Here is a 25,228-nt window from a genome sequence, read left to right on the forward strand (position 1 = left end):
GAGCGCTCACCTTAAGCGCCGGCGTCGCGCACCTCTTCGTCCGGGTGGACTAAGGAAAGATCCGCTCCGCCGCCGCATGCCGGTTTAGTCCACCCGGACGAAGAGCGGCAGGCCGCTCGCTCGATACCGTTGGCGTCATGCACGAAACGCCGCACATGTCGCGCGGCGCCGGCATGAAACAAGGAGACGAACGATGTTGACCCACTTGGAGCGACTGGAGGCCGAAAGCATCCACATCATGCGCGAGGTGGTCGCCGAGAGCGAAAACCCGGTGATGCTGTATTCGATCGGCAAGGACAGCTCGGTCATGCTGCATCTCGCGATGAAGGCGTTCTACCCGGCGAAGCCGCCCTTTCCGCTGCTGCACGTCGATACGACGTGGAAATTCCGCGAGATGATCGCGTTTCGCGACGAAACGGCCGCGCGCCTCGGCCTCGACCTGCGCGTACACATCAACCCCGAGGGCGTCGCGAGCGACATCAACCCGTTCACGCACGGCTCGGCCGTGCATACCGACGTGTGGAAGACGCAGGGGCTCAAGCAGGCGCTCGATCACTACGGCTTCGATGCCGCGTTCGGCGGCGCGCGCCGCGACGAGGAGAAATCGCGCGCGAAGGAGCGCATCGTGTCGCTGCGCTCGGAACAGCACCGCTGGGACCCGAAGCGCCAGCGGCCCGAGCTCTGGTCGCTGTACAACGCGCGCAAGCGCAAGGGCGAAAGCCTGCGCGTGTTCCCGATCTCGAACTGGACCGAGCTCGACATCTGGCAATACATCCAGCTTCACGACATTCCGATCGTGCCGCTCTACTACGCGAAGGAAAGGCCCGTCGTCGAACGCGACGGCGCGCTGATCATGGTCGACGACGAACGCCTGCCGCTGCGCGAAGGCGAAGTGCCGCAGATGCGCAAGGTGCGCTTTCGCACGCTCGGCTGCTATCCGCTGACGGGCGCGATCGACAGTGATGCGAGCTCGCTCGACGACATCCTGCAGGAGATGCGCGAGACGCGCACGTCCGAACGGCAAGGACGACTGATCGACAGCGATTCGGCCGGTTCGATGGAAAAGAAGAAACAGGAGGGATATTTCTGATGGCACACGTACTCACCGCGACCGACACGCTCGCGCGCCCCGCCGCTACCGCGTCCGCCGGCGACGCCTCCCAAACCCAGGACCTGCTGCGTTTCATCACGTGCGGCAGCGTCGACGACGGCAAGAGCACGCTGATCGGCCGCCTGCTGTACGAATCGAACATGCTGTTCGACGACCAGCTCACGCAGCTCGAAGCCGATTCGAAGAAGGTCGGCACGCAGGGCGGCGAACTCGATTTCGCGCTGCTCGTCGACGGCCTGTCGGCCGAGCGCGAGCAAGGGATCACGATCGACGTCGCGTACCGCTTCTTCGCGACCGCACGACGCAAGTTCATCGTCGCCGATACGCCCGGCCACGAGCAGTACACGCGCAACATGATCACCGGCGCGTCGACCGCCGATCTCGCGGTGATCCTGATCGATGCGCGCAAGGGCGTGCTCACGCAGACGCGCCGCCATAGCCATCTCGTCGCGCTGATCGGCATCAAGCGCGTCGTGCTCGCGATCAACAAGATGGATCTCGTCGACTACGACCAGGCCGTGTTCGAGCGCATCGACGCCGACTATCGCGCGTTCGCGGCCGAACTCGGGCTCGCCGACATCGTCAGCATCCCGATGTCGGCGCTGCGCGGCGACAACGTAATCGCGCCGAGCGCGCGGATGCCGTGGTACGCCGGAGCGTCGCTGATGCAGCATCTCGACCACCTGCCGCTCGCCGCGCGCGTGACGCGCGACGAACCGTTCCGGCTGCCCGTGCAGTGGGTCAACCGCCCGCACCTGAACTTCCGCGGCTATGCGGGCAGCATCGCGTCAGGCGAGATCCGCGTCGGCGAGCGCGTGCGCGTGCTGCCGTCCGGCAAGGAGAGCCGTGTCGCATCGGTGATCACGCAAAGCGGCGAAAGCGACATCGCACGCGCCGGCGACGCGGTGACGCTCACGCTCGCCGACGAGATCGACATCAGCCGCGGCGACATGATCGCGCGCGCCGATGCACCGCCGGAAGTCGCCGACCAGTTCGAGGCGACACTCGTGTGGATGCACGACGAGCCGATGCTGCCCGGCCGCCCGTATCTCGTGAAGCTCGGCACGCAGACGGTCGGCGCGACCTGCGCGACGCCGAAGTACAAGATCGACGTGAACACGCGCGAGCATCTCGCCGCGCGCACGCTCGCGCTCAACGAAATCGGCGTGTGCAACCTGAGCTTCGACCGGCCCGTCGCATTCGATCCGTACGACCGCAACCGCCACACGGGCGGCTTCATCGTGATCGACCGCTTCACCAACGACACGGTCGGCGCCGGGATGCTGCACTTCGCGCTGCGCCGCGCGCACAACGTGCACTGGCAGGCGGTCGACGTCGATCGCGCCGCGCGCGCCGTGCAGAAGGCGCAGACGCCGCGCATCGTGTGGCTGACAGGGTTGTCCGGCGCAGGCAAATCGACGATCGCGAACCTCGTCGAGAAGCGGCTGCACGCGCTCGGCAAGCACACGTACCTGCTCGACGGCGACAACGTGCGGCACGGGCTCAATCGCGATCTCGGCTTCACCGAGGCCGATCGCGTGGAGAACATCCGGCGCGTCGCGGAAGTCGCGCGGCTGATGCTCGACGCGGGGCTCATCACGCTCGTGTCGTTCATCTCGCCGTTCCGCTCGGAACGCGAGATGGCGCGTGCGCTCGTCGGCCCCGACGAGTTCGTCGAAGTGTTCGTCGACACGCCGCTCTCGGTCGCCGAGGAACGCGATCCGAAGGGCCTGTACAAGAAGGCGCGGCGCGGCGAGCTGAAGCACTTCACGGGCATCGACTCGCCGTACGAGCCGCCCGCGCAGCCCGAACTGCGCGTCGACACGGTGGCCGAGTCGCCGGAGGAAGCAGCCGACCGCATCGTCGCTTACCTGCTGCGCGAGCGCGCGGCGTAAACGCCGCAAGCGGGCAGCCTGACGGTTGCCCGCTTGCCTCCTCGCCTACTCCGTTCGGATGACGCGGGCCGCCGGCCGGCCGGTATGCTGGTTCGGGAATCCTTCATCCCGATCCAGGAGAACACGAGCATGCCCATCGCGCTGGCACCCGGTGATCCGGCCGCGCACGACGGTTTCGACGACGCGGCGTGGACGGCACGCGAACTCAGCGCGTGGCTCGGGCTCGTCTATCAGGGCCCGTCGGAAGCGACCCCGTGGGCCGGCTTCCTCGAAGCGGTCCGCGTGCGGCTCGACGCGAGCTTCACGACACTGGTGCTCCGCAATCCGGGCGGCGCACGGCACGGGCTCATCATCAACGCGTCGGCGCACGGCCCGCTGCTGCCCGGCGAGCCGTCGTACAGCGAGCAGTTCTATGCGCTGTGCCCGTTTCTCGACCATCCGCCCGGCCAGGTCTTCACGGCCGACCGGCTGTTCGGCGAAACCGCGTGGCGCGCGCACGATTTCTACCGGCAGTACCTGCAGCCGCTCGACCTGCGCTACATCCTCGGCGCGAACCTGCGCGGCGAACGCGGCGTCGAATGCGCGTTCTTCGTGAGCCGCGCGCACGGCGGCTGCGATTTCGACGCGGCCGAACGCGCGCAGGTCGCGACGCTGCTGCCGCACCTGCAGCGCGCGGTCGAACTGCACGCCGCGTTCGACGTGCTCGATGCCGAACGTGCGCTGTACGCGGGCACCGTCGACCGGCTCGATGTCGGCACCGCGATCGTCGACGAGGACGGCCGCGTGATCAAGCGCAACCGCATCGCCGAGCGGCTGATCGAGCAGCAGGACGGGCTGTGCGTGCGCCAGGAGCGGCTCCACGCATCGTGCCCGCTCGACGAGCGCCGGTTGCAGAAGGCGCTGCAGGCCGCGCTCGAGCATTTCCGCGCGGGCGCGCTCGCCCGCATCGAAGCCACCACGCTGTCGCGCCCCGGCGGCGCGATGCCGTTGAGCGTGCTGCTGCGCCCGCTCGCGCCCTACCGCGGCGCCGAGGACCGCCAGCACCGGCCGGCCGTCGCGGTGTTCGTGCGCGACCCCGCGTCGTCGCCGCAGACGTCGCGCGACATGCTGCACCGGCTGTTCCGGCTCACGCCGATGGAAACCGAGATCGCGCTGCTGCTCGTCGACGGGCTGACGCTCGACGAAGCGGCCGCCGCGACGGGCATCACGAAGAACACCGCGCGCGCGCACCTGCGCGGCATCTTCGCGAAAACGGGCGCGACCCGGCAGGCCGTGCTCGTGAAGACGCTGCTCAACAGCGTCGTGTCGATGGCGTAGCGGCCGCGACGGCAGCCGCCGGACGCGCTACCCGGCCGCTGCGCCCACGCGCGCGGGTCGCAACCGGCTACCCGGCGATTGGCGCATGCTCATTTCATGTCATACGTCATCAGACATGAACGAACCACCCGCGCACCTCATGAAATTCCCCAATATCTGGGTATTTTTCGGGTAAACCCGCGACGTCTTCCTCGGCACTCAGGCGTACCATGTCATACGACGACATACTACACAAACCGCCACCCAGACGCCGACGCGAGCAACCGCCCCGTCCGCCGCCGCCAGATCGGAGACACGCTTGAACCCGCCCTCGCCCGCCCTGCCCGGACGCGACCCGCTCGCGTCCGCCGTCTCGAAAGTGAAGTGGCATGTGCTGCCGCTCGTGCTGATCATGTTCATCGCGAATTACATCGACCGCGTGAACGTCGGCTTCGTCGATCGCCACCTCGAAGCGTCAATCGGCATCGGCGCAGCCGCGTACGGGCTCGGCGCGGGGCTGTTCTTCGTCGGCTACGCGCTGTTCGAAGTGCCGTCGAACCTGCTGATGCAGCGCTACGGCGCCCGCGCGTGGCTCGCCCGCATCATGGCGACGTGGGGCATCGTCGCGGCCGCGATGGCGTTCGTGTGGAACGACACGTCGTTCTACACGCTGCGCTTCCTGCTCGGCGTGGCCGAGGCCGGTTTCTTCCCCGGTGTCGTGCTGTACCTGTCGCAATGGCTGCCGCCGCAGGAACGCGGCAAGGCGATGGCGATCTTCCTCGGCGGCTCCGCGTTCGCGTCGGTGCTGTCCGGGCCCGTGACCGGCGCGCTGCTGTCGATCCGCGGCTTCGGCCTCGAAGGCTGGCAATGGATGTTCCTGATCGAAGGGCTGTTCTCCGTCGCGCTGTGCGGCGCGAGCTGGCTGCTGCTGAAATCGCACATCAGTGACGCCACGTGGCTCACGGCCGAAGAACGCACGGCGCTGCAGAACGCGCTCGACGAGGAACGCGTGACGCGCGACGTGCGCTCGAACGTGCCGGTGCGCGCCACCGCGCTGCTGCGCGACCCGCAGATCATGCTGTTCTGCTTCCTGTATTTCTCGATCCAGCTGACGATCTACGCGGCCACGTTCTGGCTGCCGACGATCATCCGCAAGATGGGCGGCCTCACCGATTTCCAGGTCGGCCTGTACAACACGATTCCGTGGATGATCGCGATCGGCGCGATGTACGGTTTCGCGGTGCTGTCGTCGAAGTGGAAGCACCCGCAGCGCTGGCTCGCGTGCGCGCTCGTGCTCGCCGCGTGCGGGTTGTTCGCGTCGACGTCGCGCGATCCGGTGTGGTCGTTCGCGTCGATCTGCTTCGCCGCGCTCGGCTTCAAGGCCGCGTCGTCGCTGTTCTGGCCGATCCCGCAAGGCTATCTCGACACGCGCGTGGCCGCGGCCGTGATCGCGCTGATCAACTCGGTCGGCAACCTCGGCGGCTTCGTCGCGCCGACGGCGTTCGGCTATCTGAAGCAACATACGGGTTCGATCACGGGTGGGCTGTATGCGCTCGCGATCGCTTCGCTCGTCGCCGCGGTCGCCGCGCTGTTCGCGCGCACGCACCGGCGCAGCGATCCGCCGCGCGGCCTGCCAGCCGACGAATCCTTCACGAACGCTTCGATGCTCCGCCATGCCGAACACTGACCGCCTGACCGTCGTCGTCTCGAATGCCGCCGACGGCGACCTCGCCACGTTCTCCCTCACCGGCGACGGCACGCTCGCGCCGCTCGCCCGCTATCCCGCAGCCGACGTCGCGATGCCGATCGCCGTGCAGGCCGACCACGCGCGGCTCTACGTCGCGACGCGCGGCGAACAGCCGACGATCGTCGCGTTCCGCGTCGCCGTCACGGGCGCGCTCGCGCGCATCGGCACGACCGCGATCGACGCGAGCCACGCGTACCTGTCGCTCGACCGCAGCGGCCGCTGGCTGCTCGGCGCGTCGTACGGCGGGAATTCGCTCAGCCTCTACGACGCCGCGCGCGTGCGCGACGGCGACGGCACGCCGCTGCAGGTCGCGGGCGGCATCGCGAACGCGCACTCGGTGATCGTGTCGCCGGACAACCGTTTCGCGTACGTCAGCTCACTCGGCTCGGACCGCGTGTTCGGCTTCGCGCTCGTCGAGGATGCGGCCGGCCTGCGTGCGGTCGAACACGGCGAAACGCGCGTGCCGGCCGGCTTCGGCCCGCGTCACCTGCAGTTCGCGGATGACGGCCGCACGCTCGTCGTCGTCAGCGAATTCCAGGCCACGCTCGCCACGTTCGCGCGCGATCCCGACACCGGCCGGCTCGGCGATGCGCACGTGAGCGCACGCCATCCGGCCGTCGCCGCACTCGCGCAAGGCCATGCGCGGCCACCCGCGCCCACCGAGCCTTCCGTCTGGGCCGCCGACCTGCACTTGAGCCCCGACGAGCGTTTCGCCTACGTCAGCGAACGCACGTCGAGCCGCCTGCTCTGCTATCGCCGCACCGAAGAAGGCACGTTCGAACCCGCGCACGCGAGCGCCACCGAGACGCAGCCCCGCGGGTTCGCGATCGACCCGTCGGGGCGCTGGCTCGTCGCCTGCGGCGAACAATCGGAGTACGTGTCGGTGTATGCGATCGCGCCGGACGATGGCGCGCTGTCGCCGCACGCGCGCGTGCCGGGCGGGCGCGGCGCGAACTGGGTCGCGATCGTGTGAGAAAGGGACACGTGGGGCATGAATCGGCAGGCCCGCCACGCAGGCCGGTACACGCCCGCGTTCAGCGCCGCTCGCTCGGCGCGACACCCGTCCAGCGCTTGAACGCACGCGTGAAGTTCGCGCGATCCGTATAGCCGACGCGCGCGGCGATCTCGTCTACCGGCAGCCGCGTCCCCTCGAGCAGCCGCAGCGCGTCGCGCAACCGGATCTCGTCGAGCAGCGCCGAATAGGTCGCGCCGTACTCGGCGAGCTTGCGCTTGAGCGTACGCGCGGACACATGCAGCTCGCGCGCGACGTCGTCGACCGCCGGATAGCCGACCTCGCCGCAGATCAGCAGGTTGCGCACGCGCTCGACGATGCTTTCCGCATAGCCGAGCCGCGCGAGTTCGGCCTCGCACTGCTGCACGATCATCTGCGCGGTATGCGCGTTCGCGGTGCCGATCGGTTCGTCGAGCAGCGCGGCGTCGCAGCGGATGCGGTTCGCGCGCGCGTCGAAATGGCAGCGCGGCAGCCGCGCGCGATAACGCTCGAACCACGGCGGCTCGGCCCATTCGAAATGGAGTTCGGCGCGCGACTGCAGCGTGCGCCCCGGCACCGGATACAGCAGCGAATTGAACAGGATCGCCGTCTCGACGAGGAAGTTCTCGACCGCGAACTGCCGCAGCCGGCCGAGCGGAAACGCTTCGAGTACGTCGATGTCGACGGTCCCGTCGAGCCGCGCGAGCCGCACCGAGAAGAACGGCACGCGCGTCGGCAGGTAGCGGATGCCGAGCGCAATCGCCTCGCCGAGCGTCGCGCAGCTCATCAGCCCGAAGCCGATCAGTCCCGCTTTCGTCAGGCTGCTGCGCAGGCCGATCTCGATCGCGATCGACGGATCGTCCGTCGCGTCGAGCAGGTTGAACACGATCGCCGCCTGTTGCAGCGGCGTGATGCGCGCATCGGGCTGCGCGAGCCGGTCGCGCTCGACACCCGAGCCGGCGAGAATCCGGCCGCCGTCGATGCCGCGCTCCTCGGCCAGCATCAGCATGAACAGCGCATACGCGGACGACACCGTCGCCTTGTTCAACTGGCGCGCGGCATCCGGGACGGACAGGGCCATGCGGCGGACTCCGGAGCGGTTTCGGCGGATTGTAGCGCCGCTGGCCCGCAATGACACCGGGGCGAGACTCTAGCCGCGCCGGCCGGCCATCCTGGCCCGAAATGACACCGTCATTGGCACTCGCGGCCCTCGCGGGCGGTCCGGTGCGCGCCTATGCTTGTCACATCGGCATTGCGCCCCACTCTTTCCGCAGGAATCCGGTCGATGAGCCAACCCGCACGAACCGCCTTTCGCCACGACGCGGACAAGGTCGCGTACGTCCGCCGCGAGGTCAACGCCGCGAGCGACGCGATCCGCGCGCGCTTTCCGCTGCTCGACAACCAGAACCTCGTCGGCGCGACCGTGATGGCCGTCTCGGTGAGCGCGATGCTCGCGATCGCGTGGCTGTACGCGCGCGGGGCGATCGCGTGGTACGTCGCGCTGCCGCTCGCCGCGTTCGTCACGTCGCTGATCCACGAGCTCGAGCACGACCTGATCCACCTGATGTACTTCAAGAAGACGCCGTGGGCCTATCACCTGATGATGGCGCTGTGCTGGCTCACGCGGCCCGGCACGATCAACCCGTGGACGCGGCGGTGCATGCACCTGCATCACCACAAGGTGTCGGGCGGCGAATCGGATCTCGAGGAGTTCGGCATCACCAACGGCGAGCGCTGGGGCGTGAAGCGCCTGCTGATGATCGCGGACGGCATGCTCGCCGTCGTGCTGCGGCCGGCCGCGATGCGCCGCAAGGTGAAGCAGTATGTGGCCGCGCAACCGGTGCAGGATCCGGCCGAACGCTTGCAGTTGCGCGTCGAGCAGGTGTCGTCATACATGCCGGTCGGTCACGTGTATTACGTGCTGTGGCATGCGTTCATCGTCTATCACGTCGGCCTGTTCGCGCTGCATGCGTTCGGCTACCCGGTGACGGTGCCGGCCATCGTCGAACGCGTGATGAGCGTGATCGATTTCCTGGCCGTGGTGTGGCTCGGGCCGAACTTCGTGCGCAGTTTCTGCATCAACTTCGTCAGCTCGAACATGCATTACTTCGGCGATATCGATTCGCGCAACGTGATCCAGCAGACGCAGGTGCTCAACCCGTGGTGGATGCTGCCGTTCCAGCTGTTCTGCTTCAACTTCGGCAGCACGCATGCGATCCATCACTTCGTGGTGCGCGACCCGTTCTACATCCGCCAGCTGACCGCGCGCACCGCGCATGCGGCGCTACGTGAAGTCGGCGTGCGCTTCAACGACGTCGGCACGTTCTCGCGTGCGAATCGCTGGGGCGTGTATCGTCCGGCGCGCCGCGCTCGCCACGCGCAAGCCGACGCTTGATGTAAAACCGGCAAACGCCGGCGCCGCGCCGACTCAGCCGCCGATCGGCGGCATCGGCCCTTGCCCGCGGATCCACGACCAGTTCGCGAGCTCGGCCATTTCCTTGTCGCCCCGGCTGTCGCCGTACGCGAACAACTGTTTCGGCGGCCGGTTGCCCCACCACCCTCGCAGCCGCACGACCTTCTGCGGCCCCCAGCAGTTTTCGCCGTCGAGCCGACCGGCAAACGTGCCGCGCTCGAACGCGAGCCGCGTCGCGAGCACCGCATCGAAGCCGGCCGTCTGCGCCCACTTCTCCAGATACAGCGACGGCGACGCGCTCACCAGCACGACTTCGTGCCCGCGTGCCCGATGCTCACGAATGCGTTCGAGCATTTCCGGGCGCACGAGGCCCGGCAGGTAGGTGTCGACGAACGTGCGCGCCTGCGCATCGAGCGCGTCCTCGCGCACCGGCCCGAACGCGAACGACGCGAACTTCGCTTTCGCATCGCCGCGCGACAGCAGCCCGGCCTTCATCGCGACGATCCACGGCAGTGCACGGAGCCCGGCCCAGGCGAAGCGCGGCGTGCCGACCGCATAGCGGACGAAATGGCGAAAGCTGTCGGTCGTCGTGATGGTGCCGTCGAAATCGAATGCGGCAACGATGCGGTCAGTCATGGAGAATCGGCGGGAAAGCGATGAGATGCCCGGGAAGATAGCAGACTCGCGCCGGTCCACGCGAAATGGAGCGACGCGGCGTGGCCGGTACAGCGAATGCATGCGCCGCAGCGCGCGCATTCCTACCGTTCGTGCCGCTCGCTCAACGCTGCGGCCGCGCCGCCAGCGCCGCCGGCAGCACGACGTTCATCAGGTGATCGGCACGCGACAGCAAATCGGTCACACGCTCGTCGAGCCCGCGCAATTGCGCGGGTTGCATGCGGATCTGCTGCACCGCCTGCCCGACGATGTTGCGACGATCGAACAGCGTGCGCTCGACGCCCGCGTCATCCGGTGCGCGCACGACGTCCGACACCGCGCTCAGCGCCGCGAGCACGACCACGAGGTTCTCTTCCGCATGGCGGACCTTCGCGGCGAGTTCCTCGGTGCGGCGCGGAAAGAAGCCGAGCGACTGCTTGAGCGCACCGAGCGCCGCACGGTAGTCGACATGACCCGTCGCCGCGCCGAACCAGCGCTCGAACATGCCGGCCTTGCGCGTCGCCTGCGCGAGCATGCCGGCCATCATGTCGGCCGCGCCGAGTTCGTTGAATTCGCGCGTCGTGGCAGCGACGGCTTCGACAAGGTTGCCCGCCGTCTCCAGCGCGCCGTCGCCGATCGTCGCGACCGTCGCGAGCTTGAGCGGCACCAGTTGCCGGATGTGCCGCTCGATGCGCGGCGCGTAGTCGGGATAGAGATTCGGGAAGCTGGCCTGCGCGGCGCGGAAGCACGCTTCGAGCTGCGGATGGTTCGATTCGCCGAACACCGCGCGGCCGACCGCCTCCGCCGGCGCCGTGCGCACGGCCTTGTCGGGCGCCGGCCCGAAATCGAGCGCCTGCGGGGCCGGCCGCTCGGGCGCGCGCGCGCCCGGCGCCGCAGCCGCGGGCGGCGCGTCGAACGCAAGACGCCCGGGCGGGCGCTCGGGCGTCGTATCGAACTCGAGCCGCTTCGGCTCGTCAGACGGATTCGTCATCGCTGCTTCCTGCCCGGCGCGGCGGTGTCCCGCCGGCCGGGCTGCCGCCAGTCAGACTGCGCCGCCGTACGCGCGCACGAAATCGCCGAGGCCGCGGTTGTAGCCGGCGCCGACCGCCTTGAACATGAAGTGGCCGTCGCGGCGATAGAAGCTGCCGACCTGCACCGACGTCTCCATCGAGAAGTCTTCCTCGAGCGCGTACTTCGCGATCACTGCGCCCGACACCTCGTCGGCGATCTGGATGTAGCTGTTGCGCACCTGACCGAAATTCTGGCGGCGCGCTTCGGCCTGGTCGATCGTCACGACCACCGAGATTTCCTCGATGTCCGCGGCGAGCTTCGTCACGTCGATGAAGATCACCTCGTCGTCACCGTCGCCGCTTCCCGTGCGGTTGTCGCCGCTATGCACGACACCCAGGCACTTCGACGCGGGCATCCCGCGCTTCGGGAAATCGTCGCCCGGCTGGATGAAGGTGTCCTTGCGCTCCATCGTGCGCACTTCGCTGTTGTAGAACACGAAGTGCTGATCCGAGATCAGCTTCGGGTTGCTCTGCGCGTCGTACTTGCACAGAAACACCGACACATCGAGATCGAAATCCGTACCCGTGTCCGTCGAGTTCGCGTCCCAACCGAGACCGATGCGGAATTTCTGCGTGCCGGGCGCTTCCTTCGACAGGTTGACGCGACCGCCTTTCGACAAATTGATCATCTGAACCTCTTCTGCTGGAACCGCCGTTGTGCCGGCGGCAATGCCGGGCCGCCCTGCGCGGCCCCTCGTTGATGGTTTTCGTGCCGCAGGTGACGCGTGCTTATTCGCCCGCCACCGCAGTGCGGTCTTCCTTGCGCTGCACGACGATCGACGACCACACGGCCGCGGCGATCATCGCCGCGCCGACCAGGCCCGTGATGACCTCGGGCACCTCGAACTTCACGCCGAGGAACATGATCGTTGCGAGCGCACCGATCGCCCAGAACGCGCCGTGTTCGAGATAGCGATACTGCGCGAGCGTGCCCTTCTTCAGCAGCACGAGCGTCATCTCCCGGATATAGGCCGCGCCGACGCCGAGGCCGAGCGCGATCAGGAAGATGTTGTTCGACAGCGCGAATGCGCCGATCACGCCGTCGAAGCTGAACGACGAATCGAGCACCTCGAGATACATGAAACCCGCAACGCCTTCGCGCACCACGCGCGTGCCCGTTTCCTCACCGCCGATCAGGTCGCCGATGCCGTGCGCGATCACGAAGCCGATCACGCCGAACGCGCCCGCGAGCAGGAAGCCGACCTGCTCCGCCGACGGCACGTAGAACGACGCGACGATCACGATCGCGAGCGTCAGCGCGACTTCCAGAGCGGTGACCCGGCCGAGATGGCGCATCGGGCCTTCGAGGAAGCCGATCCAGTGCTCGTCCTTCTCGGTGTCGAGCATGAACTTGAAGAACACCATCAGCAGGAACGCGCCGCCGAATGCCGACACCTGGTGATGCGCCGAGGTCAGGATCGCCGCGTACTTCTCCGGCGACTCGATCGCGAGCGTCAGCGCATCCCACATGCCGATGTGGCCGATCACGGCAACGATCAGCAGCGGGAACACGAGCCGCATGCCGAACACGGCGACCGGCAGGCCGAACACCATGAAGCGGTTGCGCCACTTCTCCGACCAGTTCTTGAGCACGGAGGCGTTGACGACCGCGTTGTCGAGCGACAGCGAGATTTCGAGCACGCACAGGACCGCGACGATCAGCATGTCCTTCACGCCGCCGAGGAAATACGCCGCGACCAGCGCGAGCACCGTCAGCGACAGCGGGATCTTGAAGTCTTTCAACATGATGTGGGGTTTCGAGTTTCGAGAAAAATGGCCTGCGGGCCGCGCTTACTTCGCGCGTACCCAGTCGCAGAATTCCTGCGTGATCAGCTGTTCGTAGATCTGTTCGTCGCTGATCTCGAGCGATTCGAGATGCAGGAAGCCGACGTTCGGCATCTCGTCCGCGACTTCCGCGAGGAAGCCGAATTCGCTCGGATCGCCGACGCCGACGAGCGACCAGTACAGCGGGTAGTGCTGCGACTCGGCCAGCAGCTGGCGCACGCGCTTGCGGTCGTTCTTCGGGTTCTGCCCGTCGGTGACGAACAGCACCCACGCGGGCAGATGGCCGTTCACCGGCGCGGTGGCGGCCGGCGCGGGCGTCTCGTCCGCGCCGCCGAACAGCCGGCTCAGGAAGCCGCGCTTCTCTTCGCGCTTCGGCGACGGCTCCGGCGCGCGGAAGAAGAAGTCGACGATGTCGTTCATCACCGGCGCGTACTGCGTGCCGCCCCACTTGTCGATCCGCGCTTCGAGCACGTAGTCGGAGATGTACGAGCCGTAGTTGTCCGGCGTCGCGGTCGGCAGCCGGTCGTAGCCTTCGGTGAAGGTCCACGTGTCGACTTCGCCGTTGTCGTCGAATTTCAGTGCGATGCCGAGGATCCGGTCGTGCGTCTCCTGGATCACACCCGACTGGTAAAGCGGCTTCGCGGAGCCGGAGATGTCGAGCGCCGCGCCGACGCGCACGACGGGCGGCTTCAGGATCTGGCGTTTTTCGAGGACGATCGCGACCTTCGCCGCGCGTTTCTCAAGCGTAATCATGCGGTGTTCTCTCAGTTCTCTCAGTTGTGCTTCGGAGCGAATCGGGTGATCAGGTCCTGTTCGAGCTGGCGCAGGCGCGGCGCGTCCTGCTCGCGCTGGCGCTTGCCGTCGGCGATGATCTGCGTGATGTCGTCGAATGCGCCGAACAGCTGCTGCTGCGCGTATTCGAACGTGTCGGTCGAGATCACCGGGCGCTGGCCGAGCTTCGCGACTTCCTGCGCGTTCTGGCGGTTCAGGTCGGCCTGCGCGCGGATCGCCTCGTCGGCCGCGTCGTACGTCGCGTTCGCGAGCGCCGCCGCGCGCTTCGTGCTGAGCTGCTCGAGGTAGAGCGCGAACGCATTGGTCCACGCGGGGATCAGCACGGTCTTGATCGTCATGAACTTCGACGTCAGCGTGCGTTTCTGGTCCTGCTCCATCCGGATCTGCGGCGCGAGCTGCTTCGACATCAGCATCGCGCGGTCGAGGTCGTCGAGCTTGCTTTCGAGCGCGTCGACCGTGCGCTTCACGTCGAGCAGGCGTTGTGCGGCGAACGCGTCGTCCACCGGCTGCTGGCCGGCCGCGAGATGCGCGCGCAGCGTCGCGAGCGCCGTTTCGCCGTGCGCCTTCGACTGCGCGAGCGCCTGGTGCAGCGCGTAGTTGTCGTTGTACATCCGCTCGAGCTCGTCGATGCCGGCCTTCTGGCGCTGCGCATGGCTCTCGAGCTCGACGACAAGCGTGTCCATCCGCTTGCTCACCGACTCGTATTGCGACAGCAGCTTCTCCTTGGTCGAGCGAAACAGCCGCGTGACCTGCGTGAGCAGCCCGCCCTTGTCGGCGCCGCGCGGATCGAGCCCCTTCGCGGTCGCGATCAGTTCGTTGAGCTTGTCGCCGAACTGGTCGGCATCCGACGCGCGAACGCTCGCGAGAATCTGTTGGGAAAAAGCGGCGATCCGCGTGCCCTGCGTCGCGCCGAGCTGGTCGATCTCGTCGACGGTGATCAGGCGGACATTCTCCGCCGGGCGTGCTGCCGGCACGGCGATGGTGGCGGCGGGCACGGCGACGGGTGACGAAGACGGAGTGGAAGGACGGACGCTTACCGCATCGGAGTTCTTGTCATCGAATAGCGGCTTCATGTGGCTACCACGTTTCCTTTTCTGCTTTCTGCTGCGTGTTGTGATGCGTGCGAGGCGCGCATCCGCGATTGCCGCCGTGCTCTCTCACGGGCGGCAGACGGACAATAAATGGCTCGAGCGCCTTGCGTCAAGGGAAGGAATTCTTTCAATCTCCATTCAATTTGTAATGTGATACGCAGGCGCAATGCCCGGCCGTCGCCCTTCCTGCCGCCATGCAGGTAGGCCGCGCAAGATTCCGACGCGTCGAAACTTACATGTCAGATCAATGCGAAAGAGAAATGAAACCGCCTGTTTGGGCGGGTTCCAGATCATGTACACGCGTGCGCAAGACACGCGCTGGCAGCGATCGCGCGTTAGCGATCCTGCACACGAGTCATCCCGAGCCTGGGCAGGATGAACGGCACCGATCGGTCACGAATCGTAAAATCCCATCGTCCGTCGAACCCGACGAACGTCGCGCTGAAATGCCGGTCGTCGGCCCACGTCATGTCGTCCAGATGGCACGACGCATACATCGCGCCGACCGTGCGCCGCGCGCGTTCCCTTAATGGATCCTTCGACACGAGCGTGAACGTGACGGCCTCCTCGAACAGGCAGTCGTAGTCGGTGACGAGCAGATACGCGGCCGGCGTCTCGAACTGGCGAAGCAGGACATAGCCGGAAACAGTGAGGCCGGAACGCACGCCGTTCACGAGCACATGGGTGCGCGACGGCCACGTTTCGTACGGACCGTCGTGCGTTTCGAGCGTGAAGCGCTCGATCGGCTTCATCGCCGAGCCGGTTGGCGAAGGTCTTGTTCCCGATGCATCGCCGCGTCAGTTCACGGCCTTGCGATACAGCGCAACGTACCCCGCGAGCATCAGCAGCAGCGACCCGCTGACCCGGTTCAGCCACTTCTCCCCGGCCGCTTTCCACACGCGTACCGAATGCATGCCGAGCAGCGCGTAGCCGGTCATCCCGACGACGTCGATCGCGACGATCGTCGCGGCGAGGATCGCGTACTGCGGCGCGATCGCGTGCGACCGGTCGACGAACTGCGGCAGCAGCGCGGACATGAACAGGTAGTACTTCGGGTTGCTCATTGCGACGAAAAAGCTCTTCAGGAACGCGGTCCGGCGATCGGGCATCGCATGATCGAGTGCCTGCGAGGCAGCGCGGCCGCCGGACGAGAGCAGCATCCGCACGCCGACATAGGCGAGCCACGCGGCGCCGGCCAGCTTCAGCGTGACGAATGCCGTTTCCGACGCGTCGAGCAGCATCCCGAGACCGAACCCGACCAGCGCGACCATCACGACATCGGCCGTGACGGCGCCCAGCATGCCGACCATCGCGTGACGCAATCCGTACCGCGAGCCGTTGCTCATGGCGAGCAACACCGTCGGGCCGGGCGTGGCGACGCCGACGGAGAGGATCAGGGCAAAAGCGAGCAAGGCGGACAGCGACATGGCGTGGCGTTCCTTCTGAAGGGAGCTTGCGAACGGGATGGCATCGCCGTCTTCCGCTACGTGGGGCGCTGCCGGCACGCGCGAATCATGACGACGCATTCGAACGATTCATGATCGCATGTTCGCCCCGATCTCCGCTCGGTGGCGATGTGACGTCGATCCTGCACGGCGCTCGCCCGCCATCCCGAATAGTGAGCGGCCATTTTTGTAAACGACAATGATTCTCGTTTACGTTAGACTCCGCCGCTCGACAAAAAACCGTCCGCGACAGCACGGACGTACCACACCGCCCGGATTCCGACTTGCCGCCCTGGGATGGATTACCGACCACACCCGATTTGCGTCCCATGTCGACACTTTCGTTACCCGCCCGGCGTCTCACGCCGATTGCTTTCGGCATTGCGCTGACCTGCGCGCTCGCCGCCCCCGCGCAGGCCCAGCAGGCCGCGCCCGCCGCCCCTGTCGCGCCTGACACGTCGGTGCTGCCGTCGATCAACGTGACGGGCGCCGCCGAGCCGCTGCCCGGCGATCTCGCGCCGACCTACGCCGGCGGCCAGGTCGCGCGCGGTGCGGATTACGGCGTGCTCGGCCGGCAAAAGTCGAGCGACGTGCCGTTCAGCATGACCACCTACACGTCGAAGCTGATCGAGGATCAGCAGGCACGCACCCTCGCCGACGTGCTCGACAACGATCCGGCCGTGCGCAGCGCGTCCGGCTACGGCAACTTCTCGCAGGTATTCGTCATCCGCGGCTTCCAGCTCGCCGGCGACGACGTTTCGCTGAACGGCTTGTACGGCGTCACGCCTCGACAGCTCGTCCAGACCGATGCGGTCGAACGCGTCGACGTGCTCAAGGGCGCGAATGCGTTCCTGAGCGGTGCATCGCCGAACGGTTCGGCCGTCGGCGGCGGCGTGAACCTGCAACTGAAGCGCGCGGACGACAAGCCGCTCACACGCGTCACCGTCGACGGCTCGGTGTCGGGCTCGATCGGCACGCACGTCGACATCGGTCGTCGCTTCGGCAGCGACGGCCAGTTCGGCGTGCGCGTGAACCAGTCGATCGGCGGCGGCGACACGGCCGTCGACGACGAACGCCACCGCAACAGCGTGACGGCCGTGTCGCTCGACTGGCGCGGCGACAAGCTGCGCCTGTCCGGCGACTTCCTGTATCAGCGCGAGCGGATCGACAACGGCCGCCCCGTCGTGCTGATCGGCGGCAACCAGGCGCCGGCCGTGCCGTCCGCGACGCACAACTATGCGCAATCGTGGAGCTTCAGCGAACTCGAGGATACGGTCGGGATCGTGCGCGCCGAATACGATTTCCTGCCTGCGTGGACGGCGTATGTGTCGGCCGGTGCCCGGCATACGAACGAGCACGGCGACTACTACACGCCGACCTACTCGTCGTCCGGCACGACCGGCTCGCGCCTGAGCGTGCCGCACAAGGAAGATGCCCAATCGGCCGAAGCCGGCGTGCGCGGCCGCTTCACCACCGGCCCCGTGTCGCACTTCGTGACGGCCGGCGCGTCGTTCATCCGCATCGACAGCCAGTCTGCGTACACGATGTCGGGCGCGTTCCCGACGACGCTTTACGATCCGGCGCCGGTCGCATTCCCGCCGACCGCCTATGCGGGCGGCGACATGAGCGATCCGGGCACGGTCACCAAGACCTGGCTGCGCAGCGTCGCGGTGTCCGACACGCTCGGCTTCCTCGGCGACCGCGTGCTGTTCACGATCGGCGCGCGCCGCCAGTCGATCTCCGTCGACAATTTCGACTACACGGGCGCGGTGTCTTCGACGTACAGCGACGCGATCACGACGCCCGTGTTCGGTCTCGTCGTCAAGCCATGGCAGAACGTATCGATCTTCGCGAACCGCAGCGAAGCGCTCGCGCAGGGTGAAATCGCGCCGAACACCGCGCGCAATGCAGGCCAGTCGCTGTCGCCGTTCCGGTCGAAGCAGGTCGAAGCCGGCATCCGCTACGACACCAGCAAGGTCGGCGCGTCGCTCGCGCTGTTCCAGATCGAGAAGCCGATGGCGTACACCGATCCGGTATCGAACCTGTTCGGCGCCAATGGCACGCAGCGGCACCGCGGCGTCGAGACGGCCGTGTACGGCGAACCGTGGAAAGGCGTGCGGCTGATCGCGGGCGCGACGTACATCAACGCGACGCTGCAGAACACGGCGGGCGGCGCGAACGACGGCAACCGGCCGATCGGCGTGCCGTCGTTCCTGCTCAACGCGGGCGCCGAATACGACGTGCCGATGCTGCGCGGCCTCACGCTGACCGCGCGCTGGATCCACACGGGCCCGCAGTACCTGGACGTCGCGAACACGATGTCGATCCCGGCATGGGACCGCTACGATCTCGGTGCGCGTTACGCGACGGAGCTGTTCGGCAGGAAGACGACGTTCCGTGCGACCGTGCGCAATGTCACGAACAAGTCGTACTGGTCGTCGACGACCGGCGGGTACCTGACGCAGGGCGATCCGCGGTCGGTGTGGCTGTCGATGACGACGGATTTTTGACGATTGCGGAAGGGAGTGGCGGGTTGCCGCCAGAGTTTGCTATACTCTCGGTCTTCCGGAGAGATGGATGAGTGGTTTAAGTCGCACGCCTGGAAAGCGTGTATAGGTTAATCGCCTATCGGGGGTTCGAATCCCCCTCTCTCCGCCAGGACATCAGCAAAAACGGGCCGCTCGGCCCGTTTTTCATTTCTGCACGCCAAAGCGCCCGTCAATCGTCGGTATGCCGACGCTTGACGGCGCCCGTGATGCGTTCTTGCATCGTCGATTCGCCCCCCCGCCTGCCCCGGACGCCCGCTGCGCCGACACGCCCGCCATCACGCGCTTCGCGTCGATTTCCGCCGTCAGGCATCGGACGAGCGCGCCGGCCCTGCAATTCAACGCACGCTTCATCGCTTCATTGTTTTTTCGACGCGACGACAACGCCATTCAATCCATCCGTCGGAATGGAATAACGATCGCGTACCCGCGCCTCGGATTGTCGGCAACTCAAATTTTCCGGAATGCGGCCGTTAAACTGCGTTCCCGATAAACGATATCAACGCGTGTAGAGACCATGAAAAGGAAAACACTGATGGCGGTCGCCGGGATCGCAATAACCGCAGGCGTGGCAACCAGTTATGCGAGCCCATACATCACCATGCATCAGATGCGATCGGCCATTGCCGACAAGGACGCCGACTCATTTTCTTCCCATGTCGACTTTCCATCGTTGCGCGAAAGCCTGCGTGCGCAACTCATGGCCATGATGCAGGCGAAAATGGCGAATTCGCCCGAAATGAAAGGCAATTCATTCGCCGACCTGGGAATGATGATGGCGATGGGCTTTGTGAATCAGGCCATCGACACGATGGTTACGCCGGCGGGAGTCATGACCATGATGGCTCAGGGAGCGGCCAAACCCGCGCACGCCAGCGTGCCGGCATCCGCTCCCGAACCATCGGAAACGGCGCATGCAGGGTCCAACGGTGGCGCCACGCCGCAAACATCGAGCAGCACGCCGAAGGCCGACTATTCGGTCGGCTACAAGAACTGGTCGACGGTCACCGCAACTGCGCGACAAGGAACGGACGACGAGGTGACGTTCATCTTCAAGCGTGACGGCCTCTGGTCCTGGAAGCTGAGCGCAGTCAACGTGCCGATCGACAAGTTCGGTTCGAACTGATCGCCCGGAAGCGGACCGGCCCCGGCGCCCTGGCGCGTCCGATCCGCTTCCCCGTTCGGGCCGAGCGTGCGGCGGACAGCGAACCCCGAACACCGCACGCTAAAGATGTGTATTCTCCTGACGATATCCGAGGTTTCAACTCCGCGAGTCCGATCCATGCGATTTAGTCCACGGTTCGCCCTGATGGTTGTCGCTGCGACGATGCTGTCAGCTTGCGCAACGGCATTTTCGCCGGCGTCGATCAGCACCACCGTCGCGGTGACATCTCCCCCGCCGCTCGAGAAATCGGCGCGCGACGGCGGATCGTCGACCGACCTGTCGGCCATCGGTCAGCCTGCATCCCCATTTCGCACGCTGCTTTCCGTTCGCGAGTGCGCTGCCGGCAAATGCGCGGCGGGAATTGCCATGCCGACGCTCGCGGTCACGGTTCAACGCGTGTCCGAAGGACAGGCGGCGATACGCTTCTCGGTCAACGGAGATATCGGCAGCAGCCAGACGCTGAAATCGCAAACCGGGACCGCCGCGTCGGAAGTGACGATGTCGATCCCGTCGAGCGCGACACCGATCAACGATCGCTTTGCCGTTGACCGGGTCGCGACGATCAAGGTCGGCGAGTTTCGACACGTGGCACTGCCGCATGGCATCCGTGCGTATGTCTGCGTCGCGATACCGAACGCCAAGGGCATGACGGACGGAAGCTGCGATTTCAGCCGGGTGCAGACGACCAAAGGGGCCGAGCTCGGCATTTCCGCGCTCTGACGCGCCCGTCACGGCGCCAGTACGGGCGGCTTCCGGCACGTGAGCATGCCGAACGACGCCCACATCACGGATGCCGGATGTAATCCACTAGCGCCCGCGTATAGTCATCCGGCTTTTCATCGAGCAAACTCACGACGATCGCCACCGCGAACCCCGCCGGCACCCCGAACACCCCCGAACTGATCGGCTCGATTCCGAACCACGTGCGCCCCGCGAACCCCGTCAGCTGCGTGAAGTACGGATAGGTCGACACGATGTAATACACGCACACCGCCAACCCCGTCACCATCCCGGCGATCGCACCGCGCGTCGTCGTGCGCTTCCAGAACACGCCGAGCACCAGCACCGGAAAGAAGCTCGAAGCCGCCAGCGAGAACGCGGCGCCGACGAGAAACAGGATCTTCCCGGTATTGAGCGACGCGACATACGACGCGAACAGGGCGACGCCGAGCAGCAGCACCTTCGAGATCGTCACGCGCCGCTGGCTCGACGCGTCGGGCGCGACCATGCAGTAATAGACGTCGTGCGACAGCGCGTTCGCGATCGTCAGCAGCAGCCCGTCCGCGGTCGACAGCGCCGCGGCAAGCGCACCGGCCGCGATCAGTCCCGACACGACATACGGCAGCCCGGCAATCTCCGGCGCGGCCAGCACGACCATGTCCGGCTGCATCTGGATTTCCGACCAGTGCACGATGCCGTCGCGAATCACCTCGACGACGCTGATCAGGTCGGGTTCGAAGTGATGCCATTGCGTGACCCACGCCGGCAATTCGGCGAACGGCCGCCCGACGAGGTTCGCGAGGATCTCGTACTTGATCAGCACCGCGAGCACCGGCACGCTCAGGTAGAACAGCGCGATGAAGAACAGGGTCCACCCGACCGAGCGCCGTGCCGACGCAACCGACGTGGTCGTGTTGTAGCGCGTCAGGATGTGCGGCAGGCTCGCGGTGCCGAGCGACAGGCACAGCAGCAGCGCGAGGAAATTCCGCTCGCGTGGCTTGCGTTCATCATCGCTCGCGGCGGGAAACGGCTCGTGCATCGGCACGGGCGGCTCGGCACGGGCCAGCAGATCGTCACGCGCCTGCGTCCACGCGACACGCGCCGCCGCCGGATCGCGCGGAAAGTCGGCCAGCTCGCGCTCGCGCTGGCTGATCTCGCGCAGCGGCCCGTTGTGGCGCCGCAGGTCGGCCAATTGGTCGGCGAGATGCCGGCGTGCATCCGCATACGACGAAGGCAGCCGGTCGAGCCGCGTCTGGATATCCGCGGCCTGTCGTCGATACGCGTCGCGCACCTGCTGCTCGTCGGGCGCATCGCGCACCTGCGCCTCGCGCACCGCGACGCGCTCCATCAGCTTGCCGTAGCTGAACTGCGGCACGGGGCCGAGCCCGATCTTCATCGCGATCAGCGACACCGGAATCAGGATCGCGCTGATCAGGATGATGTACTGCGCCACCTGTGTCCATGTGACCGCGCGCATCCCGCCGAGAAACGAGCACACGAGAATGCCCGCGAGCCCGCAGAAGATCCCGATCGCGAAATCGACGCCGATGAAGCGCGTCGCGATCAGGCCGATCCCCTGGATCTGCGCGACCAGATACACGAACGAACACAGGATCGCCGCGCCGGCCGCGAGCGCGCGCACGGCCGTGCTCGAAAAGCGCGTGCCGAGAAAATCGGGAATCGTGTAGCGCGCGAGCTTGCGCACATACGGCGCAAGCAGGAACGCGACGAGGCAGAACCCGCCCGTCCAGCCCATCACGTAGGCGAGCGCGTCGTAGCCGGTCGCATAAAGCGAGCCGGCCAGGCCGATGAACGACGCGGCCGACAGCCAGTCGGCGGCCGTCGCCATCCCGTTGAACGCGGACGGCACGCGCCGCCCGGCCACGTAGTACTCGACGAGATCGGACGTGCGCGACAGCAGCCCGATCACCGCATACACGGCGATCGGCACGAACAGGAACACGTAGCCGATCCAGACGCCGGAGCCGGTCGCGCGCTCGATCCGCCACATCAGCAGCACGAACCCGAGAAACCCCAGCGTGTAGAGCGCATACGCGCGTATCAGTCGATGCGTCAGCATGAATCAGCGCCCGCCATTCACGTTACCGGCGTGCGCCGCATGATCGTCGTACGCGCGGCGCAGCGTGCGGTCCGCACGTTGCATCAGCCCGATGTAGACGGCGATCAGCACGAGATACACGAGAATCGCGCCCTGCGCGCCGACGTAGAACGGCAGGCTGAACCCGGCGAAGCGGACGCCCGCGAGCGCGGGCCCGAAGAACGGCACGATGAACGACACTGCGAAGCCGATCACCATCAGCACCGCGATCAGCGCGACGTTGAAGCGCCAGTAACGCGCGTGGGCACGTGCGAGCGGCTCGGGAACGGGCGGTGGCGCGGCAGGCGCGGGTCGGGTCGGAACGGTCATCCCGTTATGTAACAAAAAGCCCCTGCGCCGGCAATCGGGATTGCCGCGCAGGGGCTCGTGCGCGTAATGCGCAACCGGTACGGTCAGCGCACTTCGGTGAGCTGCTCGAGGATGGCCGGATTCTCGAGCGTGGACGTATCCTGCGTGATCGCTTCACCCTTCGCGAGCGAGCGCAGCAGGCGCCGCATGATCTTGCCCGAGCGCGTCTTCGGCAGGTTGTCGCCGAAGCGGATGTCCTTCGGCTTCGCGATCGGCCCGATCTGCTTGCCGACCCAGTCACGCAACGTCTTCGCGAGCGCCGCGGCTTCCTCGCCTTCCGGACGCGAACGCTTCAGCACCACGAACGCGACCACCGCTTCACCCGTCGTATCGTCCGGACGGCCGACCACGGCCGCCTCGGCCACGAGCTCGTGCGAGACCAGCGCCGATTCGATTTCCATCGTGCCGAGCCGGTGGCCCGACACGTTCAGCACGTCGTCGATCCGGCCCATGATCGTGAAGTAGCCGGTGTCCTTGTCGCGCACCGTGCCGTCGCCGGCGAGATACAGCGTGCCGCCGAGTTCTTCCGGGTAGTAGCTCTTCTTGAAGCGTTCCGGGTCGCCCCAGATCGTGCGGATCATCGCCGGCCACGGGCGCTTGACGACGAGAATGCCGCCCTGCCCGTTCGGCACGTCCTGGCCGGTTTCGTCGACCACCGCGGCCATGATGCCCGGCAGCGGCAGCGTGCACGAACCGGGCACGGTCGGCGTCGCGCCCGGCAGCGGCGTGATCATGTGGCCGCCCGTCTCGGTCTGCCACCACGTATCGACGATCGGGCAGCGCTCCTGGCCGACGTGCTTGTGATACCACATCCACGCTTCCGGATTGATCGGCTCGCCGACGGTGCCGATGATGCGCAGGCTCGACAGGTCATGGCTCTTCGGATGCACCTTGTCGTCGGCTTCGGCCGCCTTGATCAGCGAGCGGATCGCGGTCGGCGCGGTGTAGAACACGGTGACCTTGTGGTCGCCGATCATCTTCCAGAAGCGGCCGGCATCCGGGTAGGTCGGCACGCCTTCGAATACGACCTGCGTGCCGCCGCAGGCGAGCGGGCCGTAGGTGATGTACGTGTGGCCGGTGACCCAGCCGATGTCGGCCGTGCACCAGAACACGTCGGTGGGCTTCCAGTCGAAGGTCCACTTCATCGTCTGCGCGGCCCACAGCAGGTAGCCGCCGGTGCTGTGCTGCACGCCCTTCGGCTTGCCGGTCGAGCCCGACGTATACAGGATGAACAACGGATGCTCGGCGCCGACCCATTCCGGCTCGCACGTGTCGGACTCGCCGTCCATCAGTTCGTGCATCCACAGGTCGCGGTCGGCATGCCAGTCGATCTTGCCGCCGGTGCGGCGATACACGATCACGCTCTTCACGGCTTCACAGCCGCCCAGCGCGAGCGCCTCGTCCGCAATGCTCTTCAGCGGCAGCGTCTTGCCGCCGCGCGCCTGCTCGTCGGCGGTGATGAGCGCCGTCGCGCCAACGTCGACGAGCCGCTCGTTCAACGACTTCGCGGAGAAGCCGCCGAACACGACCGAGTGCGTCGCGCCGATGCGCGCGCAGGCCTGCATCGCGACGATGCCTTCGATCGACATCGGGATATAGATGACGACGCGGTCGCCCTTGCCGACCCCGCGCTTCTTCAGTGCATTCGCGAAACGCGACACGCGCGCGAGGAGATCCGCATAGGTGACGCGCGTGACGGTGCCGTCGTCGGCTTCGAAGATCACCGCGACGCGCTCGCCGTTGCCGGCTTCGACGTGACGGTCAAGGCAGTTGTACGACGCGTTCAGCTCGCCGTCGTCGAACCACTTGTAGAACGGCGCGTTGGACTCGTCGAGCACTTTCGTGAACGGCTTGTGCCACGCAAGACCCTCGCGCGCGAGACGCGCCCAGAATCCTTCGTAATCGTTCTCGGCCTCGGCAGCCAGCGCACGATAGGCCGGCATGCCGGAAATGGTCGCCGCCTGCTCGAGCGCCGCGGGCGGCGCAAACTGGCGGGTTTCGTGAAGAACCGATTCAATCGCAGACATCGACTACCCCTTG

The 25,228-nt window shown here is 66.7% G+C and carries 21 protein-coding genes, 1 tRNA gene and 1 pseudogene; 10 read left to right on the forward strand and 13 right to left on the reverse strand.

Annotated elements, in window-relative coordinates; translation table 11 throughout:
• Positions 1-169: 169 nt before the first annotated feature.
• The 5 genes and pseudogenes from cysD to ACPTTF_RS11920 all read left to right on the forward strand — a co-directional run.
• Positions 170-1,090, forward strand: a pseudogene (cysD, locus tag ACPTTF_RS11900) (sulfate adenylyltransferase subunit CysD); the annotation flags it as partial.
• On the forward strand, positions 1,090-3,006 hold the full coding sequence (gene cysN / locus ACPTTF_RS11905; protein ID WP_423371279.1) for a sulfate adenylyltransferase subunit CysN: 1,917 nt from the start codon (positions 1,090-1,092) through the stop codon (positions 3,004-3,006). The pseudogene cysD and the gene cysN, both read left to right, overlap by 1 nt.
• Before the next feature lie 129 nt (positions 3,007-3,135).
• Positions 3,136-4,323, forward strand: coding sequence for a helix-turn-helix transcriptional regulator (locus ACPTTF_RS11910; protein WP_166960439.1), 1,188 nt, complete (start codon positions 3,136-3,138; stop codon positions 4,321-4,323).
• Positions 4,324-4,621: 298 nt separating this feature from the next.
• Complete coding sequence (locus tag ACPTTF_RS11915) at positions 4,622-5,989, forward strand: MFS transporter (RefSeq protein WP_423371280.1); 1,368 nt, start codon at positions 4,622-4,624, stop codon at positions 5,987-5,989.
• Positions 5,976-7,022 (forward strand): lactonase family protein, encoded by a 1,047-nt coding sequence (locus ACPTTF_RS11920; protein ID WP_423371281.1) that lies wholly within the window; start codon positions 5,976-5,978, stop codon positions 7,020-7,022. The genes ACPTTF_RS11915 and ACPTTF_RS11920 overlap by 14 nt, the downstream gene beginning before the upstream one ends.
• Before the next feature lie 61 nt (positions 7,023-7,083).
• Here the strand turns inward: ACPTTF_RS11920 and ACPTTF_RS11925 are convergent, their stop codons facing one another.
• Positions 7,084-8,121, reverse strand: coding sequence for an AraC family transcriptional regulator (locus ACPTTF_RS11925; RefSeq protein WP_166960448.1), 1,038 nt, complete (start codon positions 8,119-8,121; stop codon positions 7,084-7,086).
• Between the two features lie 204 nt (positions 8,122-8,325).
• Between ACPTTF_RS11925 and ACPTTF_RS11930 the strand changes: the two genes are divergently transcribed.
• Positions 8,326-9,435: a fatty acid desaturase gene (locus tag ACPTTF_RS11930; RefSeq protein ID WP_423371282.1), complete on the forward strand. Its 1,110-nt coding sequence runs from the start codon at positions 8,326-8,328 to the stop codon at positions 9,433-9,435.
• A gap of 33 nt (positions 9,436-9,468) precedes the next feature.
• On the opposite strand, the gene ACPTTF_RS11935 is transcribed toward ACPTTF_RS11930, so the two are convergent.
• The 8 genes from ACPTTF_RS11935 to ACPTTF_RS11970 form a co-directional block, all read right to left on the reverse strand.
• Positions 9,469-10,089: an HAD family hydrolase gene (locus tag ACPTTF_RS11935; protein ID WP_423371283.1), complete on the reverse strand. Its 621-nt coding sequence runs from the start codon at positions 10,087-10,089 to the stop codon at positions 9,469-9,471.
• Between the two features lie 142 nt (positions 10,090-10,231).
• On the reverse strand, positions 10,232-11,098 hold the full coding sequence (locus ACPTTF_RS11940; protein ID WP_423371284.1) for a hypothetical protein: 867 nt from the start codon (positions 11,096-11,098) through the stop codon (positions 10,232-10,234).
• A 51-nt stretch (positions 11,099-11,149) separates the two neighbouring features.
• Positions 11,150-11,806, reverse strand: coding sequence for a TerD family protein (locus ACPTTF_RS11945; RefSeq protein WP_089450923.1), 657 nt, complete (start codon positions 11,804-11,806; stop codon positions 11,150-11,152).
• Between the two features lie 100 nt (positions 11,807-11,906).
• The gene (locus ACPTTF_RS11950; RefSeq protein WP_423371285.1) at positions 11,907-12,923 is read right to left on the reverse strand and encodes a DUF475 domain-containing protein; all 1,017 of its coding nucleotides are present in this window, start codon (positions 12,921-12,923) and stop codon (positions 11,907-11,909) included.
• A 45-nt stretch (positions 12,924-12,968) separates the two neighbouring features.
• On the reverse strand, positions 12,969-13,715 hold the full coding sequence (locus tag ACPTTF_RS11955) for a VWA domain-containing protein (protein ID WP_166960463.1): 747 nt from the start codon (positions 13,713-13,715) through the stop codon (positions 12,969-12,971).
• A gap of 20 nt (positions 13,716-13,735) precedes the next feature.
• Positions 13,736-14,827: a toxic anion resistance protein gene (locus ACPTTF_RS11960; RefSeq protein WP_423371286.1), complete on the reverse strand. Its 1,092-nt coding sequence runs from the start codon at positions 14,825-14,827 to the stop codon at positions 13,736-13,738.
• A 353-nt stretch (positions 14,828-15,180) separates the two neighbouring features.
• Positions 15,181-15,597: a hypothetical protein gene (locus ACPTTF_RS11965; protein WP_423371287.1), complete on the reverse strand. Its 417-nt coding sequence runs from the start codon at positions 15,595-15,597 to the stop codon at positions 15,181-15,183.
• 45 nt (positions 15,598-15,642) lie between these two features.
• Positions 15,643-16,272, reverse strand: a complete 630-nt coding sequence (locus tag ACPTTF_RS11970; RefSeq protein ID WP_423371288.1) for a LysE family translocator — start codon at positions 16,270-16,272, stop codon at positions 15,643-15,645.
• 347 nt (positions 16,273-16,619) lie between these two features.
• On the opposite strand from ACPTTF_RS11970, the gene ACPTTF_RS11975 reads away from it, so the two are divergent.
• A complete protein-coding gene (locus tag ACPTTF_RS11975; RefSeq protein WP_423371289.1) occupies positions 16,620-18,800 on the forward strand; it encodes a TonB-dependent receptor in 2,181 nt (726 codons plus the stop codon).
• Positions 18,801-18,857: 57 nt separating this feature from the next.
• Positions 18,858-18,948 (forward strand) — tRNA-Ser (locus tag ACPTTF_RS11980).
• A gap of 35 nt (positions 18,949-18,983) precedes the next feature.
• On the opposite strand, the gene ACPTTF_RS11985 is transcribed toward ACPTTF_RS11980, so the two are convergent.
• A complete protein-coding gene (locus tag ACPTTF_RS11985; RefSeq protein WP_423371290.1) occupies positions 18,984-19,226 on the reverse strand; it encodes a hypothetical protein in 243 nt (80 codons plus the stop codon).
• 127 nt (positions 19,227-19,353) lie between these two features.
• Between ACPTTF_RS11985 and ACPTTF_RS11990 the strand changes: the two genes are divergently transcribed.
• Both ACPTTF_RS11990 and ACPTTF_RS11995 read left to right on the forward strand, forming a co-directional pair.
• Positions 19,354-19,962, forward strand: coding sequence for a DUF2939 domain-containing protein (locus ACPTTF_RS11990; protein WP_423371291.1), 609 nt, complete (start codon positions 19,354-19,356; stop codon positions 19,960-19,962).
• A gap of 105 nt (positions 19,963-20,067) precedes the next feature.
• A complete protein-coding gene (locus ACPTTF_RS11995) occupies positions 20,068-20,721 on the forward strand; it encodes a hypothetical protein (RefSeq protein ID WP_423371292.1) in 654 nt (217 codons plus the stop codon).
• A 64-nt stretch (positions 20,722-20,785) separates the two neighbouring features.
• On the opposite strand, the gene ACPTTF_RS12000 is transcribed toward ACPTTF_RS11995, so the two are convergent.
• From ACPTTF_RS12000 to acs, 3 genes are all read right to left on the reverse strand, one after another.
• Complete coding sequence (locus ACPTTF_RS12000; RefSeq protein ID WP_423371293.1) at positions 20,786-22,801, reverse strand: sodium:solute symporter family protein; 2,016 nt, start codon at positions 22,799-22,801, stop codon at positions 20,786-20,788.
• Between the two features lie 3 nt (positions 22,802-22,804).
• Positions 22,805-23,149: a DUF4212 domain-containing protein gene (locus tag ACPTTF_RS12005; RefSeq protein ID WP_423371294.1), complete on the reverse strand. Its 345-nt coding sequence runs from the start codon at positions 23,147-23,149 to the stop codon at positions 22,805-22,807.
• Between the two features lie 83 nt (positions 23,150-23,232).
• The gene (acs, locus tag ACPTTF_RS12010) at positions 23,233-25,215 is read right to left on the reverse strand and encodes an acetate--CoA ligase (protein WP_423371295.1); all 1,983 of its coding nucleotides are present in this window, start codon (positions 25,213-25,215) and stop codon (positions 23,233-23,235) included.
• Between the last annotated feature and the right edge of the window lie 13 nt (positions 25,216-25,228).

The sequence above is a fragment of the Burkholderia crassaminum genome, from assembly GCF_964265005.1.
Lineage (GTDB): Bacteria > Pseudomonadota > Gammaproteobacteria > Burkholderiales > Burkholderiaceae > Burkholderia.

Coding starts and splice junctions, on each gene's coding strand:
- ACPTTF_RS11950 (WP_423371285.1), bottom strand. CDS start 12,923: ATGTTGAAAGACTTCAAGATCCCGCTGTCGCTGACGGTGCTCGCGCTG.
- ACPTTF_RS12000 (WP_423371293.1), bottom strand. CDS start 22,801: ATGCTGACGCATCGACTGATACGCGCGTATGCGCTCTACACGCTGGGG.
- ACPTTF_RS11970 (WP_423371288.1), bottom strand. CDS start 16,272: ATGTCGCTGTCCGCCTTGCTCGCTTTTGCCCTGATCCTCTCCGTCGGC.
- ACPTTF_RS11935 (WP_423371283.1), bottom strand. CDS start 10,089: ATGACTGACCGCATCGTTGCCGCATTCGATTTCGACGGCACCATCACG.
- acs (WP_423371295.1), bottom strand. CDS start 25,215: ATGTCTGCGATTGAATCGGTTCTTCACGAAACCCGCCAGTTTGCGCCG.
- ACPTTF_RS11960 (WP_423371286.1), bottom strand. CDS start 14,827: ATGAAGCCGCTATTCGATGACAAGAACTCCGATGCGGTAAGCGTCCGT.
- ACPTTF_RS11925 (WP_166960448.1), bottom strand. CDS start 8,121: ATGGCCCTGTCCGTCCCGGATGCCGCGCGCCAGTTGAACAAGGCGACG.
- ACPTTF_RS11940 (WP_423371284.1), bottom strand. CDS start 11,098: ATGACGAATCCGTCTGACGAGCCGAAGCGGCTCGAGTTCGATACGACG.
- ACPTTF_RS11985 (WP_423371290.1), bottom strand. CDS start 19,226: ATGGCGTTGTCGTCGCGTCGAAAAAACAATGAAGCGATGAAGCGTGCG.
- ACPTTF_RS11930 (WP_423371282.1), top strand. CDS start 8,326: ATGAGCCAACCCGCACGAACCGCCTTTCGCCACGACGCGGACAAGGTC.
- ACPTTF_RS11990 (WP_423371291.1), top strand. CDS start 19,354: ATGAAAAGGAAAACACTGATGGCGGTCGCCGGGATCGCAATAACCGCA.
- ACPTTF_RS12005 (WP_423371294.1), bottom strand. CDS start 23,149: ATGACCGTTCCGACCCGACCCGCGCCTGCCGCGCCACCGCCCGTTCCC.
- ACPTTF_RS11920 (WP_423371281.1), top strand. CDS start 5,976: ATGCCGAACACTGACCGCCTGACCGTCGTCGTCTCGAATGCCGCCGAC.
- ACPTTF_RS11955 (WP_166960463.1), bottom strand. CDS start 13,715: ATGATTACGCTTGAGAAACGCGCGGCGAAGGTCGCGATCGTCCTCGAA.
- ACPTTF_RS11995 (WP_423371292.1), top strand. CDS start 20,068: ATGTGTATTCTCCTGACGATATCCGAGGTTTCAACTCCGCGAGTCCGA.
- cysN (WP_423371279.1), top strand. CDS start 1,090: ATGGCACACGTACTCACCGCGACCGACACGCTCGCGCGCCCCGCCGCT.
- ACPTTF_RS11965 (WP_423371287.1), bottom strand. CDS start 15,597: ATGAAGCCGATCGAGCGCTTCACGCTCGAAACGCACGACGGTCCGTAC.
- ACPTTF_RS11945 (WP_089450923.1), bottom strand. CDS start 11,806: ATGATCAATTTGTCGAAAGGCGGTCGCGTCAACCTGTCGAAGGAAGCG.
- ACPTTF_RS11975 (WP_423371289.1), top strand. CDS start 16,620: ATGTCGACACTTTCGTTACCCGCCCGGCGTCTCACGCCGATTGCTTTC.
- ACPTTF_RS11910 (WP_166960439.1), top strand. CDS start 3,136: ATGCCCATCGCGCTGGCACCCGGTGATCCGGCCGCGCACGACGGTTTC.